Annotated in this window: 20 protein-coding genes; 19 read left to right on the top strand and 1 reads right to left on the bottom strand. The window is 65.8% G+C overall.

The window, feature by feature from the left end; all coding sequences use genetic code 11:
• Positions 1-10: 10 nt before the first annotated feature.
• From C7389_RS14335 to C7389_RS14265, 15 genes are all read left to right on the top strand, one after another.
• On the top strand, positions 11-637 hold the full coding sequence (locus tag C7389_RS14335) for a terminase small subunit (RefSeq protein ID WP_133592627.1): 627 nt from the start codon (positions 11-13) through the stop codon (positions 635-637).
• A complete protein-coding gene (locus C7389_RS14330; protein ID WP_211168230.1) occupies positions 600-2,081 on the top strand; it encodes a terminase large subunit domain-containing protein in 1,482 nt (493 codons plus the stop codon). The genes C7389_RS14335 and C7389_RS14330 overlap by 38 nt, the downstream gene beginning before the upstream one ends.
• A 12-nt stretch (positions 2,082-2,093) precedes the next feature.
• Complete coding sequence (locus C7389_RS14325; RefSeq protein ID WP_133592625.1) at positions 2,094-4,208, top strand: portal protein; 2,115 nt, start codon at positions 2,094-2,096, stop codon at positions 4,206-4,208.
• 10 nt (positions 4,209-4,218) lie between these two features.
• Positions 4,219-5,139 (top strand): hypothetical protein, encoded by a 921-nt coding sequence (locus C7389_RS14320; RefSeq protein ID WP_133592623.1) that lies wholly within the window; start codon positions 4,219-4,221, stop codon positions 5,137-5,139.
• A gap of 232 nt (positions 5,140-5,371) precedes the next feature.
• The gene (locus C7389_RS14315) at positions 5,372-6,484 is read left to right on the top strand and encodes a phage capsid family protein (RefSeq protein WP_133592621.1); all 1,113 of its coding nucleotides are present in this window, start codon (positions 5,372-5,374) and stop codon (positions 6,482-6,484) included.
• Positions 6,485-6,559: 75 nt separating this feature from the next.
• Positions 6,560-6,949 carry a hypothetical protein gene (locus tag C7389_RS14310; protein ID WP_133592619.1) on the top strand — a complete coding sequence of 130 codons (390 nt, stop codon included), beginning with the start codon at positions 6,560-6,562 and terminating at the stop codon, positions 6,947-6,949.
• A 48-nt stretch (positions 6,950-6,997) separates the two neighbouring features.
• Entirely contained in the window at positions 6,998-7,366 is a 369-nt protein-coding gene (locus tag C7389_RS14305) for a hypothetical protein (protein WP_133592617.1), read from the top strand.
• Positions 7,363-7,953, top strand: a complete 591-nt coding sequence (locus C7389_RS14300) for a phage adaptor protein (protein WP_133592615.1) — start codon at positions 7,363-7,365, stop codon at positions 7,951-7,953. The genes C7389_RS14305 and C7389_RS14300 overlap by 4 nt, the downstream gene beginning before the upstream one ends.
• Before the next feature lie 7 nt (positions 7,954-7,960).
• On the top strand, positions 7,961-8,554 hold the full coding sequence (locus C7389_RS14295; protein WP_133592613.1) for a hypothetical protein: 594 nt from the start codon (positions 7,961-7,963) through the stop codon (positions 8,552-8,554).
• Positions 8,551-9,054, top strand: coding sequence for a hypothetical protein (locus C7389_RS14290; protein WP_211168231.1), 504 nt, complete (start codon positions 8,551-8,553; stop codon positions 9,052-9,054). The genes C7389_RS14295 and C7389_RS14290 overlap by 4 nt, the downstream gene beginning before the upstream one ends.
• Positions 9,055-9,059: 5 nt before the next feature.
• A complete protein-coding gene (locus C7389_RS14285; protein ID WP_133592611.1) occupies positions 9,060-9,578 on the top strand; it encodes a hypothetical protein in 519 nt (172 codons plus the stop codon).
• On the top strand, positions 9,578-10,513 hold the full coding sequence (locus tag C7389_RS14280) for a hypothetical protein (RefSeq protein WP_133592609.1): 936 nt from the start codon (positions 9,578-9,580) through the stop codon (positions 10,511-10,513). Before C7389_RS14285 ends, C7389_RS14280 begins: the two co-directional genes overlap by 1 nt.
• 35 nt (positions 10,514-10,548) lie before the next feature.
• Positions 10,549-10,905 carry a hypothetical protein gene (locus tag C7389_RS14275; protein ID WP_133592608.1) on the top strand — a complete coding sequence of 119 codons (357 nt, stop codon included), beginning with the start codon at positions 10,549-10,551 and terminating at the stop codon, positions 10,903-10,905.
• Complete coding sequence (locus C7389_RS14270; protein WP_133592606.1) at positions 10,902-11,138, top strand: hypothetical protein; 237 nt, start codon at positions 10,902-10,904, stop codon at positions 11,136-11,138. Before C7389_RS14275 ends, C7389_RS14270 begins: the two co-directional genes overlap by 4 nt.
• On the top strand, positions 11,131-11,613 hold the full coding sequence (locus C7389_RS14265) for a lysozyme (RefSeq protein ID WP_133592603.1): 483 nt from the start codon (positions 11,131-11,133) through the stop codon (positions 11,611-11,613). Before C7389_RS14270 ends, C7389_RS14265 begins: the two co-directional genes overlap by 8 nt.
• Positions 11,614-11,623: 10 nt before the next feature.
• Here C7389_RS14265 and C7389_RS14260 read toward each other — a convergent pair whose 3' ends face one another.
• Positions 11,624-11,953: a hypothetical protein gene (locus tag C7389_RS14260; RefSeq protein ID WP_133592600.1), complete on the bottom strand. Its 330-nt coding sequence runs from the start codon at positions 11,951-11,953 to the stop codon at positions 11,624-11,626.
• 220 nt (positions 11,954-12,173) lie between these two features.
• Here C7389_RS14260 and C7389_RS14255 point away from each other — a divergent pair, with 220 nt between their 5' ends.
• The 4 genes from C7389_RS14255 to C7389_RS14240 are packed head-to-tail and all read left to right on the top strand — an operon-like array spanning position 12,174 to position 14,828.
• On the top strand, positions 12,174-12,581 hold the full coding sequence (locus tag C7389_RS14255) for a Gp49 family protein (RefSeq protein WP_133592598.1): 408 nt from the start codon (positions 12,174-12,176) through the stop codon (positions 12,579-12,581).
• A 2-nt stretch (positions 12,582-12,583) separates the two neighbouring features.
• Positions 12,584-13,846, top strand: coding sequence for a hypothetical protein (locus C7389_RS14250; RefSeq protein ID WP_133592595.1), 1,263 nt, complete (start codon positions 12,584-12,586; stop codon positions 13,844-13,846).
• Complete coding sequence (locus C7389_RS14245; protein ID WP_133592593.1) at positions 13,846-14,373, top strand: hypothetical protein; 528 nt, start codon at positions 13,846-13,848, stop codon at positions 14,371-14,373. The genes C7389_RS14250 and C7389_RS14245 overlap by 1 nt, the downstream gene beginning before the upstream one ends.
• A complete protein-coding gene (locus C7389_RS14240; RefSeq protein ID WP_133592591.1) occupies positions 14,370-14,828 on the top strand; it encodes a hypothetical protein in 459 nt (152 codons plus the stop codon). The genes C7389_RS14245 and C7389_RS14240 overlap by 4 nt, the downstream gene beginning before the upstream one ends.
• Positions 14,829-14,831 lie beyond the last annotated feature (3 nt).

Genomic DNA, 14,831 nt, shown 5'->3' with positions numbered 1-14,831 from the left:
AGAGTTGCCCATGACCGAGAAGACCAACGCGAAGCCGAAGAAGGCTGCGGGGAAGGCTCGCGTCAAGGCGGGTACGTCTCGGCAGTCTGCGGAGCTGCGGCGGAAGGCGTTCGTCGAGGCCTATATCCGGAACGGCTGCAATGCGACAGCCGCCGCGGTGGAGGCTGGCTACAGCGAGATGACGGCGGATCAGCAGGGTTCCAGGCTGTTGAAAGACATCAAGGTACGGCAGCTGATCGAGGATCGCAGAAAGGTACTGGAGAGCCGCACCGAGCTCACGACTGAGCGCGTGCTTCGTGAGCTCGGCCGGATCGCGCTGTTTGATCCCCGCCGGCTCTTCGGTGACGACGGCAGCCCGAAGGGCATCCACGAACTGGACGACGACACCGCGGCTGGCATCGCTGGCCTGGAGGTGCTGGAGCAGTACGAGGGCACGGGCGAGAGCCGAGTGTTTGTCGGGCACCTCAAGAAGTACCGAATCGTCGACAAGAACAGCGCGCTGGAGAAGGCGATGAAGTTCCTGGGGATGTTCGAGAAGGACAACAAGCAGCGTGCCGGCTTGCTGGGCGAGCTGAGCCGTAACGAGATCGAGGCCATCCGTGACCGCCTCGCAGGCCTTGCGAAGCGCCGAGGCTGATCCACTCGCCTGGTTGGAGGATCTGACGCCGGCCCAGCAGGATGCGTTGTTGGCGGAGGCGCTGGCTGAGCTCAACCGCGAGAAGATCGTCGGCTATGCGCCATACACGAAGCAGCGTCTCTTCCATGAGCTCGGTGCGACGAAGCGCGAGCGGCTGCTGCGGGCAGGGAACCAGAACGGCAAGACGTTCTCATGCGCATCTGAGGTTTCGTATCACCTGACGGGCGAGTATCCGGACTGGTGGAACGGTCGGCGATGGGATCGGCCGGTCGTGGTGTGGGCGAGCTCCGAGACTGGCGAATCGACCCGCGACAACCCGCAGCGGGCGCTGCTCGGGCTGCCAGGTGATGAGGGTACGGGCTCGGTGCCGGCGCGCTGCCTAGGCGACTACGGCATGGCCTCGGGCGTGGCGAACCTGTACGACTACATCAAGGTCCGGCACAAGTCTGGCGGATGGTCGCTGCTGCGCTTCAAGTACTACGCGCAGGGCCGACGCAAGTGGCAGGGCCCGCCGGTGGATTTCGTCTGGTTCGACGAGGAGCCGCCCGAGGACATTTACGACGAGGGGTTGGCGCGAACGATCGCCACCGGCGGTTGTGCGGCGATGACCTTCACGCCGCTGCAGGGCATGTCGAGCGTGGTGCTGCGCTTTCTTGGGAAGGATGCGACGCCCGACCGGGCCGACATCAACATGACCATCGAGGATGCAGAGCACATCCCGCCGGAGGAACGGGCGCGGATCATCGCCAGCTTTCCGGCGCATGAGCGCGAGGCTCGGGCGAAAGGCATCCCGACACTGGGCAGCGGCCTGATCTTCCCGGTTGTGGAGGACGACATCGTTGTGGAGCCCTTCCCCATTCCGGCGCACTGGAAGCAGATCGCTGGCCTGGACTTCGGCTGGGACCACCCGACCGGTGCGGCCAGGTTGGCCTACGACGCAGACAGCGACGTGGTCTATCTGATCGGCGAGCACAGAGCCAGCGAGTTGGTGCCGGCGATGCATGCGGCGGCAGTGAAGCCCTGGGGCGCCTGGCTGCCGTGGGCGTGGCCGCATGACGGCCTGCAGCACGACAAAGGATCGGGTGAGCCGCTGGCCGACCAGTACCGGGCGCACGGCCTAAAGATGCTGCCGGCGACGGCGACCTGGCCAGACAAGGTAATCAACGGCAAGACGGTGCCGGGTGGCAACAGTGTGGAGGCCGGCGTGCAGGACATGCTGGAGCGCATGCAGACAGGCCGCTGGAAGGTCTTCTCGACTTGCCCGCTGTGGCTGGAAGAGCGCCGGCTGTATCACCGCAAGGATGGCCGGATCGTGAAGGAACACGACGACGTGCTGAGCGCGAGCCGGTACGCGTACATGATGCTGCGGTTCGCGGTGCCGATGCCGCGCGGGGATTGGCGAGACCGGGTGCGCCGCCGCCGCGGCTCCGCTCAAGCCGCATAACAGGAACACCGGATGACTGAGAACGACAAGCCTGCCGAAGCGCACGAGCAGGATGGGACTCAGCTCGCCCGCGAAAACTGGGAGCGCTACCAGTACTGCGTGAGCCGGGGGCATCGGGACTACACCCGGCTCGCGTCCCGCCTCGAGGGGTTCTACCTGGGCGGCGGTGAGCAGTGGTCGCGCGAAGACCTGGAGATACTGCACGAGCAAGGTCGGCCGGCTTACGAGTTCAACGAGGTGATGCCGGCGATCAACGCCGCGGTGGGCTATCAGATCCACAACCGAATGGACATCGCTTTCCGGCCACGAGGCGGCGATGCGACGAAGGAACTCGCCGAGGTGCGGACCAAGGTCGCCAAGCAGATCGCGGACAACTGCCGGCTGCACTGGAAGGAAACCGAGGTCTTCGGCGACGGCATGATCCAGCAGCGCGGGTTCTTCGATGTGCGCATGGGCTACGACGATGCGGTGCTGGGCGAGCTCTCCATCTCCGTCCTGGACCCTCTAGATGTGATGCCGGACCCGGACGCCAAGAGCTACGACCCGAAGGATTGGGCGGATGTCACGGTCAGCAAGTGGCTCACCCTGGATGAGATCGAAGGTCAGTATGGCAAGGACGCCAGACTCAGGGCCGAAGGCGCGCGAGCGCTTGGGGATGAAGACTTCGGCGAGGGCGACGACGATGGCACGTCACGGAACAAGTTCGGCTGGCAGGACACCGGACGCTATGACGCCGAGTACGCCGGAGGCGGACCGCGCAGGCTGCGTGTGATCGACCGGCAGAAGCGGGTGTTGTCGCAGATGCAGGTGGCGATCTTCCCTGGCGGCGATGTGCGGCAGCTGGCAGGAGACGAGAAGCCGGAAGTGCTGGAGCAGCTGCGCGCCAACGGCGCCTTCATCACGCGACGGATGATGAAGCGGGTGCGCTGGATCGTGAGTACCTGCGATGCGCTGCTGCATGACACCTGGAGCCCCTACGACCGATTCACCGTTGTGCCCTTCTTCCCGTACTTCCGCCGCGGCAAGACGCGCGGGATGGTGGATAACGCCGTCGGTCCGCAAGAGGCGCTGAACAAGGCGGTCAGCCAGTACGTGCACATCATCAACACGACGGCCAACAGCGGCTGGGCGGTAGAGCAGGACAGCCTGACCAACATGACGACCGAGCAGCTTGAGGAGTTCGGCGCCTCAACCGGTTTGGTGGTCGAGTACGCGACCGGCAAGCGGCCGCCTCAGAAGATCCAGCCGAACCAGGTTCCCGCCGGCGTGGATCGCATCATCGACCGGGCCGCCGGCACGCTGAAGGAGGTGACGGTCCCGGACGCGATGCGCGGTACGCAGGGGCCGGAAACCTCTGGCATCGCAATTCAGAGCAAGCAGTTTGCCGCTCAGCAGGGACTGGCTGTGCCGCTGGACAATCTGGCGCGCACGCGGGCGATGGTTGCCGACTGGATCGACTACGCCATCACCAAGTACTACGACAGCGAGCGGGTCTTCCGCATCACGAAGACGGATCCGCTGTCGGGCAAGGAAGTCGAGGAAGAGCTGACGATCAACCAGTGGGTACCCGAATCCGGTGGCTACTTGAACGACATGACGTCGGGCGAGTACGACGTCGTTGTGACCGAGCAGCCGATGCAGGTGACTTTCGAGAACGGCCAGTTCCAGCAAGCCATGGAAATGCGCGGCGCCGGCGTGCGCGTGCCGGACTCCGTTGTGATCCGCCACAGCAACCTGACGGATAAGCACGAGATCATCCAGCAGATGGAGGCGGCCAGCGCGACGCCGCCTGATCCGCTGGCCGAGGCGGAAGCGGTGCTGGCTCAGGCCAGGGCAAGGCTCGCCGAGGCGCAGGCCGAGCGCGCTCGAGCCGAGGCGGTGAACAAATCCATCGAGGGGATGTTCTCGTCGGCCCAGACGGCGACGCTGGTCGCACAGAACCCGGCCATCGCCACCGCGGCGGATGGTATGTGGAAGTCCGCCGGCGGCATCGACAAAGACGCCGCGCCGGCAATCCCGAGCATTGATGCGCCCGCGGTGGCACCGCCTGAGCAGAACACCAACCCGCTGACCCCAGCGAATCCCTCCGTCGGCATGAATGCCGGGATCGAGGGCGGTCAGCCCTGATGGAGTAACCATGTTCGACGATATCGATACGCCCGCCTCGGACGCGGACCTGGAAGGCTTGGACCTACCGGCCAACGAGGAAAAGGAAGCCGGCCAGGAAGAGGCTGGCCAGGCCGCTGCCGCTGAGGGCGAGAGTCCCGACGCTGGCGAGACGCAGGAAGGGGAGAAGGAGGAAGGGCAGGGTGAGCCCGCTGCTGCCGCTGAAGGCGAACCGACTCAGCGCCAGGAGCGTGACCCGGCAATCCCCCGTGCTCGCTTCGATGAAGTGAATTCGAAGTGGCGCGCCGAGCAAGAGCGGGCCGAGCGATTGGAAGCGGAGCTCGCGCAGCTGCGCGGCGCTGCTGCTCCTGTGCAGAAGGAAGAGCAGGAGCCCGCTTTCGACATGGTGGGCAAGCAGAAGCGTTACGGCGAGATGCTGCTGGCTGGCGATCCGGAAGGCGCGGCGAAGCTGCTGGGCGAGATTCACGCCGAGATTCGCAGGGCAGCTGAAGAAGAGGCACTGGCCAAGGCTACCGCGCGCATCGAAGCGAATGCCACCCAGACCCAGGAGCAGCACGACTTGGCTCAGGCTGCAGCTCGGGTACTGGCGGCACATCCGTACATCGATGGGAACGAGCAGGCGATGTCCGACCTGGTGGAGTGGCGTGATTTCTATGCCCACAAGGGCATGACGCCCGCCCAGGCACTGGAGAAGGCGGCCGAACGTGTGGCGCTGGCCTACAAGCCGCAGGAGGCGCCCCTGCCCCCTGCTGTTGATCCTCGCAAGGCCGCTGCTGTGGCGCGTGCTGCAGCGGATTCCACCGCTCAAGCGCCAGCACCTGCCGCCGGTATCGGCAACCGCGTTGCACCCCCGGGCCCGCAGGTCGAAAACCAGGCCGACTGGGAGAAGCTCTCCGACGCCGAGCGGGACCGCATGCTCGCCGGAGGTTGAGCGCATCACTGCATTACCGAGGAGGCCCGCCTAGTGCGGGTCTTTTCATTGGCGCCGCCCAGCCAGAAGGGCCGCCGCTTCGGGGCGTACCCGATGCGCCAGCTTCGCAGGGAGCGGAAAACCCTGCCGGCCCGCAGCTCGAGAGTCTGCGTCTTAGCCCCGCGCGTGGCGGTAACTCGCGTCGGTTGTTGGCCCGTCTGCCAGCGATTTCCCAAACCATCAGGAGATTGATATGGCTCACTCTGCCTTGGGCGCACTGCAGCCAGAGCAGCGGAAGCTCTGGGTCAAGGAATCGATCCGGGCTTTCCGCGAAGCGTTCTTTTTCACCAAGTTCCTCGGCACCTCCGAGAACTCCATCGTCCAGTACGTGACCGAGCTCAAGAAGACCGAGAAGGGCGACCGCGCCTTGATCGGCCTGGTTGCCGACATGCGCGGCACCGGTGTGGTCGGCGACAACGAGCTGCAGGGCCGCGAAGAGGCGCTCGAATCCTCGTGGGTCGAGATCCACACCGACCAGATGCGGAACGGCGCCAAGAGCAAGGGCCGCGTCGATGACCAGCGCTCGGTCTTCGCTTTCCGCAAGGAGGCGCGCGACAAGCTTGCTTTCTGGCGCGCGAACATCACCGAAGAGCTGATGATGCTGACGGCCTCTGGCATCGGCTATCAGTACAACACGGACGGCTCCACTCGGCTGATCGGTGCCCAGGATGATCTGCGCACGCTGGAGTTCGCCGACGACGTGCGGGCGCCCTCGAGCCGCCGGCACTTCCGTTTCGATGGCACCGATCTCCAGGATGGCGACACCACCCAGATCTCGGCAACCAGCGTGCCGAAGTACGGGATGATCGTGGATCTGATGGCTGAGGCCCGCACCCGTGGCATCAAGCCGCTGCGCATGGGTGGCCAGGAGTACATGGTCTATCTGTGCCATCCGAAGACCTTCGCCCGCCTGAAGAAGGATCCGGACTTCCGCGACGCCGTCATCAACGCCGGCGACCGTGGCGCCAAGAACCCCATCTTCACCGGCGCTACCCTGACCATGGACGGCCTGGTGATTCACACCAACAACCGTGTGTTCAACACGGCCGGCGCGGCCAGCGGTTCGAAGTGGGGTTCCGGCGGCAACGTCAATGGCACCCGGTCGCTGTTGATGGGCTGCCAGGCGCTGGGCTATGCCGACATCTGGGGCTCGGCCAATTGGTACGAAGGCAAGGATGACCACGACAACAAGGACGTGATCTCCATCGCGGCGTACCAAGGTGTCCTCAAGCCGCAGTTCATCAGCCGCTACGACAGCGACACCGTGCAGGACTTCGGTGTCATGGCGGTCGATCTGGCGCTCTGATCGCCAGGGCATTCACCTCCAGCCAACCCAACGGGCCCGCCATCGAGCGGGCCTGATGCTTTTCAGGAGCAGACCATGATCAAGAAGGATTTCAACCGCCAGTCGGTCATTGTGGCCATGGTGGCGATCAGCTTCGCCGACCTGGCGAGCGGTGTCGACCTGGCCGCCATCGAATTGCCGCCCAACGCCATCGTGCTGGGCGGTGATGTCACGGTGACCGAGGCGTTCAACTCGGCGACCACCGATGTCATCGACGTTGGTGATGCCGCCTCCCAGAACCGCTACCTCAACGACGGCAACATCCATGCGGCTGGCCGTGTGGCCCTGGTGCCCACCGGCTACGTGCATCCCGGTGGTGACCTCACCGTGCGCTGGGTCGGTGCTGGCGCGGCGCCCACGGCGGGCACGGCGCGCCTCACGGTGCAGTACGTCGTCCAGGGCCGTTCCAACTCCACCCAGGGCTAAGCCCGTGACCACCTGGCGCCCTCGGGCGCTGGGTTCAAGGAGAACTCCATGAAGCTGAAATCCCCGACTGACGAGCCGATCCATGTCGCGCTCCTTTCCGGCCACGCAATCACCATCGGCCCGGAAGCGCGTGATGTGCCGGTGCAGTTTCGCCGCGATGCGCTGGCCAAGGGCGCCATTCCGGAGGGTGTGACCGCCGCTGACCTGGACGCGGAGGATGCGCCGCCGACGGACTCGACCAAGCAGGCGCTGATCGTCGCTGCGATCAAGATGCTGATCGAGACCGACGAAGACGCGCTCACCGATGCGGGCCTTCCCAATCGGAAGAAGCTCGCCGCAGTTGCCGGCTTCCCGATCTCTGCCGAAGACCTGATCGCCGCCTGGCAGATCGTCGAAGCCGAGACCGATCAGCAATGAACCTGCGCGAGCTTGTCGCCGAGTGCCGCAGCCTGGCCCGCGATACCGCAGAGCCGTATCTGTGGGAGACGCGGGACTGGGTGCGGTGGCTGAACGAGGCCGTGACGGAGGCGTGCGTCCGTGCGCGTCTGATCCAGGACTCGGACGGCTCGGCGACGAGCATCGCGCTGGAGCCCGGGGTGTCAGCCTATCGGCTGGCGCCTGAGGTGATCGACGTGCTCCAGGTGCGCTTGCTTGGTGAGCGCCCCCGGCCTCTGGTCGGATGGGATCTGACCGAGACGCATCTTGTCCTTGCTCGTGCGCCGGAGATCGCTGGCGATCTGAGCCTCACCGTGATTCGTGCGCCACGCTGCGCCATGACCCGGGACACAGATTGCCCGGAGATCAACCCGCGGCACCACCCGAAGCTCCTGGACTGGGCGCTGCGCTGCGCCTACCTGAAGCAGGACGCCGACACCTTCGACGAGGCGCGGGCGCTGAAGTACGAGGCAATCTTCGAGGCCTCCTTCGGCGTGCGGCCGAGTGCCGACGTGCAGCGCAAGCACCGCCGGAAGTCGCCGCGAGTGGTGCGGATGAACGCCTTCTGAGTTCGCCATGACTTGCTGCCAATCCCTGGACCTCGCCATCCGCCGCGGCGTGACATTCTCGCACGTTCTCATGTGGGCGGCCGAGCCGGTCATCTTCCACGCAATCGCCGCGCTGGCCGCGGCCCCTTCTGCGACGCTGACGGTTCCCGGCCATGGGCTGCCGGACGGCTGGTACGCAGCCGTGGTGTCCGCGCCGTCTCTGCCTGGACTGCTCGCCCGCAGCGAGCCGCCGGCGCCGGACGACTACCGGCCGGTGCGCGTGCTCGATGCCGACACGGTGGAGTTCAACGGCATCAACTCGGCCGGCTGGAAGTACAAGGGCGGCGGCTACTTGCGCGCCTACACGCCGGTGCCGTTGGCCGGCTGCACGGCCGAGCTGGTGGTGCTGGACCGGCCGGGCGGCACGGTACTGCTGGCCCTGACCTCCGACCCGGACGGCGGCATCGTGTTGGACGACGACGCCAAGACGATCACGCTGGCGTTGTCGGCGGACGCCGCTGCAGCGCTGACTTGGAAGCGCGGTGTCTATGAGCTGAGGATCACCAGCGCTGGCGGCGTGACGACGCGTATCGCCGCTGGCGCGGTCGAGGTGCTGCCGTGAGCGACCAGGTGATGGAGCGCGATGACGGCGCCCACGTCATCGAGGCTTCGACGCCGCTGCAGGTTGTGACCGAGCGCGCCGCGCCGACGATGGTTCTGACCGAGGCGCGGATCGGGCCGCCGGGCGCGCCGGGTGAAATTGGCCCTGCCGGCGGGACCGCATTCGCCCGCGTTTCCGATGGCGCACTCTCCGCGCTGCGGATCGTCTGGGAGGACGGCGCCGGCGTGGTCCGCATGCTCGATTACCGCGACGCCGAGCATATCAACCTCCTTGCCGGCCTGACGCTCACCGCCGCCGCAGCGGCTGGTCCGGTCACGGTGCAGCGCGCCGGCCCGGTCGATGACGATGCCTGGTCTTGGGTCGCTGGCCGGGTGTGGCTCGGCGCCGATGGCATTCCCACGCAAACGCCGCCGGCCGACGGCTACGACGTTCTCATCGGCTACGCCGTGTCTCCGACCCGGCTCTACCTCGACATCCAAGACCACATCAATCTGGAGTAAGCAAAATGGCGCAACGATTCCTGGCCCGCCTCGGCGGGGAAACCAAGCAGGTTGAGGCAAAGGCGGCGTCGGTCGGCGCTGCTGACGCCGGCAAGATTCCGGCTCTGGGCGACGATGGCCGCCTGGACGGGTCGATGATGCCCGCGGGTATCGGTGCGGACACGCAGATACTGCCGGCGAGCGAGGCGCTCGCCGCCGGTACGTTCGTCAATATCTGGGCGGATGCAGGTGTGGCCAAGGTCCGCTTGGCGGACAACAGCAACGGCCGCCCGGCGGACGGCTACGTGCTCGAGGCTGTTTCGTCCGCCGCGGACGCGACGGTCTATCCGCTGGATGGCACCAACTCTGCATTGACCGGCTTGGCGCCCGGCTCCAAGTACTACCTCGGCACGGCTGGTGCCGTCACGGCCACGGCGTTGGATGAGACCAACTCGAGCAACGCCAATAAGATCAGCCAGTACCTCGGCAAGGCCAAGAGTGTGTCCGAGCTGATCACAACCGACGATGGGTACGTGGTGCTCTGATGGCAGCACGACGGCCAGTCGTCCGGGTGGGCGGGGAGCCTCGCCTGCTGGCAGAGGGTGACTCGCTGCAAGTCGGCAAGGCGTCGCTTGATCCGGCCGGGCTTGCCGCCGCCAGGACGCTCTCCCTGCCCGACAAGTCCGGCACGCTTGCCCTGACGTCCGACATTGCCGGCCGTAACCGCATCATCAACGGCGATTTCCGGGTCAATCAGTGTGCCTACGCCTCTGGCGCGGCGACAACGGCCGGCCAATACACCTTCGACCGCTGGAAAGTGACGTCGACCGGCGGCATAACCTACGCGACGACCAACGGCAAGACAACCGTGACGATCCCGAGCGGGCAAACCCTCCAGCAAGTTGTCGAGGGAATCAACCTGCAGTCCGGCACATACGTTTTGTCGTGGGAAGGTACGGCACAGGGGCGGATCGGCGGCGGATCGTACGGCGCCAGCGGGGCTGTAACTGCAACCGTCGTCGGCGGCACGAACACCACAATCGAGTTCGGCCCGGGCACGGTCGCGAATGTTCAGCTCGAGGCTGGCGCGACGGCAACGCCCTTTGAGCATCGCCATATCGGCACAGAGTTGGCGCTTTGTCAGCGGTACTGCCCGGCGATCATCTGCGACTCTGCAAACTCTGCCTCACTCATGGGGTATTGGGACGCATCAAATACGCTGGTGGTGGGATACAACTTCCCGGTTACTGCCCGTGTAGCCCCCACCGGCCTGACGGTCACGCCGGCTCATTGGACCGCAAACAACTCAGGGGTAGGCAACGTGGTTGTATCTAGCGTCGCTATATCAAGCGGGGCGTGCCAGCGGTGGGGGGCACGGCTTGACTTCGTGGTTGCCTCTGGGGGCTCTAGCAGCGGCAAGGCAGGTGGGGTGTACGCCAACGCAGCCACTACGTTGATCTTCACCGGGTGCGAGCTATGACTCAATGGAAATTTTTTGACGCAGCAAATACAGGCGTGTTTCGCCACCTCTCAGACGGTCGCCAAGAATACAGATCAGTCTACGACCCTGAATACCTCGCATGGCTAGCTGATGGCAACACGCCGCAACCGGCCGACCCTGTTGTGCCGGTCGTTCCCGAGGTCGTCACGATGCGGCAAGCGCGCCTCGCGCTCCTGCAGAGCGGCATGCTCGATCAGGTGGAAGCGGGCATAACCGGCATGGCCGGAGATGCTGGCGCTGCGGCGCGCATCGAATGGGACTTCGCCGGCACGGTCGAGCGGCACAGCCCGCTGGTCGGCCTGCTGGTGAGCGAGCTGGGAATCACGGATTCGCAGCTTGACGACCTTTTCCGACTTGCAGGTTCTCTATGACGGACAAAACGCTGACAGCAGCGACATACGCGGCCGCCTCGAGCGGCCTTTTTTTTGGCCTGAGCGCGGTGGAGTTCGCGGCCTACGCCTCGGTGGCGCTGGGCGTGCTGACCTACCTGACCAACGTGGGCTTCAAGCTGTACGACCGGTGGGACCGGCGCCGCGGTGATCGGCGGCTCCATCGGGAGCCGGTCGAGCATGATCGGCGGAGGCATGGAGAAGACGATGAGTAAGGCGCGTATCGCCGTCGCGGCGCTGTCGCTGTCGGCCGTCGGCTTCGTGGGCATCGCGCTCAAGGAGGACTACCGCGGCACGGCCTACGTCCCGGTGAAAGGCGACGTCCCGACCATCGGGTTCGGCAGCACGAAGGGCGTGCAGATGGGTGACACGATCACCCCGCCAAAGGCGCTCACCTGGGCCATGCGAGACGTGCAGACCTTCGAGGGCGACTTGAAGCGCTGCGTGGCGGTGCCGCTCTTCCAGCACGAGTACGACGCCTATGTGTCTTTCGCCTACAACGTGGGCGGCGGCGCCTTCTGCGGTTCGACGCTGGTGCGCAAGCTGAATGCAGGCGACTACGAAGGCGCATGCGGGGAGCTGCGGCGCTGGGTTTATTCCGGCGGCCGGAAGGTACAGGGCCTGGTCAATCGGCGCGAGCAGGAATACCAGGCGTGCATGGGCCTGAGTCGCGCCGAGGGAGGGCGTTGATGTGCGCAATCTACTGGTGGTCGGCCTTCTCGCCTTCGTTTGCGGCGGCGGCCTGGGCGGCGTGCTGGGATATCAGCTGGCAGATGGCAAGACTGAATCCCGCCGTGCCGATGCTCTTCAGACTGCAGCCGAGAGCGCCGCGGCCGCCCTTGCTGAGACGCGCGAGCTTGCGACTGGTGAGCAGCGCCGGGCCGTTGCCGCCGCATACCGCCGCGGCCTTGCCGCGCAGCGCGCTGATGCGGTCATCGCTGACGCTCGTCCGGATCCTGATCGTCTGCAGTGTGAGTGGTCTGCTGCTGAGCGCGTGCTCATCGACCGGATCTACGCTGCCTACGGCCACGGCGATCCGGCCGATTCCGGCGGAGTGTCAGCAGAGGTGCGGCGAGCCGCCGGCACGGGGCTGGCCCCGAGTGCAGTGGGAGCTGCAGGTGATTCGTTGGGGAGCAGAGTGCAAGGCGCTACACGATGAGTGCGTCGAAGCGCTGAGCAAGTAGAGCAGGACCGAATTCAACCCAGGCCCGGCCGGAGCGATCCGCCGGGCTTTTCTTTTGGAGAACGCAATGAACGATCAGGAAATCGAGCAGGAGATCCAGGCCAAGGGCTTGACTGCTCCGCGCGTCACGCCGGCCGACATCGAAGCGGAGATCGCCAGCGAACACTACTTCACGGCATGGGATGGTGTGCAAGGCGCCTTCGAGGCTGGCAATCTGTATCAGCAAGAACACGAATACGACACGTTGACACAGGCGCCGCCGGCTACCACGGCTTACGAGTCGCTGCGTCTGCTCACCTTCTGCGTGCTGCGCCTGCGCAACGGATTCACCGTCACCGGCGAGTCCGCCTGCGCCAGCCCGGAGAACTTCAACGCGGAGATCGGCCGCAAGATCGCCCGTCAGAACGCGGTGCAGAAGATCTGGCCGCTGATGGGCTATGCCCTGCGGGAACGGCTGAGCGCTGACGCCGCCTGATCATGGCCAACCCCGTAACACTCGGCCCCTTCCTCGGCATCAACAACCGACTGCCGGACCACAAGCTTGGCACCGAGGATGGCGCGTATCTCCGCAACGCCATCAACGTCGATCTGACGGATGCCGGGACGTTGCAGCGGCGCAAAGGCTATGCACGCAAGATCCTCGGCACGGCGTGCCATTCGCTCTTCGAGTTGGCGGACGGCCGGGCGCTCTTCGTGGATTACGACGCGCTGTTCCTGGCTGCCGCTGGCGAGGATGGCGCACTGAGCGCGGTTGCCTTACTGGATGGGCTTACCCCCGGCGCGCCGATGAGTTACGCCCAGGTTGGCGACAGCGTGTTCCTCGCCAACGGGGTCGAGTTCTGGCGCATCCAGGGCGGGGCGGTGTTGCCGCATGCGGTTGAGCCGCCGCAGTGGGTGCCGATGCTGGATGCCGTGGCCGAGGGCTCGCTGCCGGCCGGGCGTTACCAGGTGGTCGTGACGTACCGCCTCGACGATGGCCAGGAGACCGCACCGGCAGAGCAGGTGCAGATCACGCTGACTGCAGATGGCGCGGTTGTAATCGGCGGCCTGCCTCAGGCATTCCCGGCTGGCGTGGCTGCCGCGGTGATCTACATGACGCCCTGCAATGGCGACGCCTTCTACCGTGTCGCCAGCGTCGGCCCGGGTGCGGCGCTGGTGAGCGTACCTGTCCTGCCCGACGGTGATGAGGCTCTCTGCTCGACCTTGAGTCTGCGGCCGCTGCCGCCGGGGCGCATTGTGCGCGCCCACATGGGTCGTCTGCTGTCGGCAAGTGGGCCGGCGCTCTTCTATTCGCGGCCATTTTCTTCGGCGCTCTTCGATCCGGTGCGCGACTACGTGCTGTTCCCTGCGTCGGTGACGGTTGTTGAGCCTGTGTCGGGCGGCTGCTACGTCTGCGCCGATAAGACCTACTGGCTCGCCGGAGATATCGAGCAGGCCGCTCCCGTCGAGGTGCTGCCCTACGGCGCCGCCTTTGGGTCCGGCACGCACTTGCGCTCCCGACCAGGGGCTGCGTGGTGGTCGGATCGCGGCCTGGTTGTTGCCGGCCCGGGCGGCGAGGTGCAGGTGGTGCAGGAGCGCGCCGTGGCCGTTACGCCGGCACAGACGGCTGGAGTTCTTGTTCGCGAGCAGGGCGGAATCAATCAAGCAGTGGCGGCGGCACGGGGCGGCGGAAGCGGCGCCTCGGTCGCGGCCGCGCGTTCGTTCATCGATGCAGAAGTGGTGCGAAAGGAGGATCGGTAATGCACTCGAAAGGCAAGGTGGGCTTCACCTATGAGGTGGAGGCCTACGACAAGCACGGCAGGCTCCTGGATCGGGAGGTGGTGAAGAACCTGATGCCGACGGAGGCGACAACCTATCTGCTCGCCGCAGGCTTCGGTGGAGAGGGGCAGCACTTGTCCTGGTATCTGGGGCTCTTCAAGGGCAACTACATTCCCAGCGTGGAGGACACGATGGCCGAGCTGCCGGCGGCCGCCACGGAATTCACCGCCTACGCCGGCACGAACCGGCCCCAGGTCACCTTCTCGGCCGCCGCCAGCGGCCAGATCAACAACGTCGCCAACCGCATCGAGCTGACCATCAACAGCGACGACGTGCTGTACGGCGGCTTTCTCACATCCAGCAGCGGCAAGGGTGCCACCACCGGCATTCTCGGGTCGGTGGTGCGCTTCGCGTCGCCCAAGCAGCCGGGCGAGGGTGGCTTGCTGCGGGTGACGGTTTCCAACGAACTCACATCCGCCTCAGCGCGGTTTCCAGGAGATACACGATGACGATCAAGACCAGCACCGGCCTGCGCAACTACGTGATGGCCAGCGGCTCGCTGAAGGCTGCGCTGGACGGCTACGTCCTGAATATCTATGCCGGCACTGAGCCGGCCACGGCCGATGCGGCGCTCGGCGCGGCTACGTTACTTACCACCGTTTCGGTGGGCGGCACCGGCACCGGCGTGACTTTTGCCAGCGCGGCCGCCGACGGCGTGCTGCAAAAGAACGCCTCGGAGGCATGGAGCGGCACCATTGTTGCGGGCGGCGAATCGTTGCCGGCGGTGTTCTACCGTCTGCAGGCGCCCGACGATACCGGGCTGGCCAGCACGATGGCGCGTCGAGTTCAGGGCGGGGTCGGTCCGAGCAGGGACCTGAAGATCTCCTCCACAACCCTGGTGGTGGGCAACGAGCAGCCCATCGACAGCTACTACCTCAGCTGGCCCTACATGCCTGGGGTGTAAGGC

This window comes from Azoarcus indigens, from assembly GCF_004361735.1.
Lineage (GTDB): Bacteria > Pseudomonadota > Gammaproteobacteria > Burkholderiales > Rhodocyclaceae > Azoarcus > Azoarcus indigens.
The sequence above is the reverse complement of the archived record's forward strand: the minus strand, read 5'-3'. Positions and strand labels throughout refer to the sequence as shown.

Coding starts and splice junctions, on each gene's coding strand:
- C7389_RS14315 (WP_133592621.1), top strand. CDS start 5,372: ATGGCTCACTCTGCCTTGGGCGCACTGCAGCCAGAGCAGCGGAAGCTC.
- C7389_RS14320 (WP_133592623.1), top strand. CDS start 4,219: ATGTTCGACGATATCGATACGCCCGCCTCGGACGCGGACCTGGAAGGC.
- C7389_RS14270 (WP_133592606.1), top strand. CDS start 10,902: ATGACGGACAAAACGCTGACAGCAGCGACATACGCGGCCGCCTCGAGC.
- C7389_RS14305 (WP_133592617.1), top strand. CDS start 6,998: ATGAAGCTGAAATCCCCGACTGACGAGCCGATCCATGTCGCGCTCCTT.
- C7389_RS14300 (WP_133592615.1), top strand. CDS start 7,363: ATGAACCTGCGCGAGCTTGTCGCCGAGTGCCGCAGCCTGGCCCGCGAT.
- C7389_RS14255 (WP_133592598.1), top strand. CDS start 12,174: ATGAACGATCAGGAAATCGAGCAGGAGATCCAGGCCAAGGGCTTGACT.
- C7389_RS14265 (WP_133592603.1), top strand. CDS start 11,131: ATGAGTAAGGCGCGTATCGCCGTCGCGGCGCTGTCGCTGTCGGCCGTC.
- C7389_RS14240 (WP_133592591.1), top strand. CDS start 14,370: ATGACGATCAAGACCAGCACCGGCCTGCGCAACTACGTGATGGCCAGC.
- C7389_RS14295 (WP_133592613.1), top strand. CDS start 7,961: ATGACTTGCTGCCAATCCCTGGACCTCGCCATCCGCCGCGGCGTGACA.
- C7389_RS14245 (WP_133592593.1), top strand. CDS start 13,846: ATGCACTCGAAAGGCAAGGTGGGCTTCACCTATGAGGTGGAGGCCTAC.
- C7389_RS14335 (WP_133592627.1), top strand. CDS start 11: ATGACCGAGAAGACCAACGCGAAGCCGAAGAAGGCTGCGGGGAAGGCT.
- C7389_RS14250 (WP_133592595.1), top strand. CDS start 12,584: ATGGCCAACCCCGTAACACTCGGCCCCTTCCTCGGCATCAACAACCGA.
- C7389_RS14285 (WP_133592611.1), top strand. CDS start 9,060: ATGGCGCAACGATTCCTGGCCCGCCTCGGCGGGGAAACCAAGCAGGTT.
- C7389_RS14310 (WP_133592619.1), top strand. CDS start 6,560: ATGATCAAGAAGGATTTCAACCGCCAGTCGGTCATTGTGGCCATGGTG.
- C7389_RS14280 (WP_133592609.1), top strand. CDS start 9,578: ATGGCAGCACGACGGCCAGTCGTCCGGGTGGGCGGGGAGCCTCGCCTG.
- C7389_RS14325 (WP_133592625.1), top strand. CDS start 2,094: ATGACTGAGAACGACAAGCCTGCCGAAGCGCACGAGCAGGATGGGACT.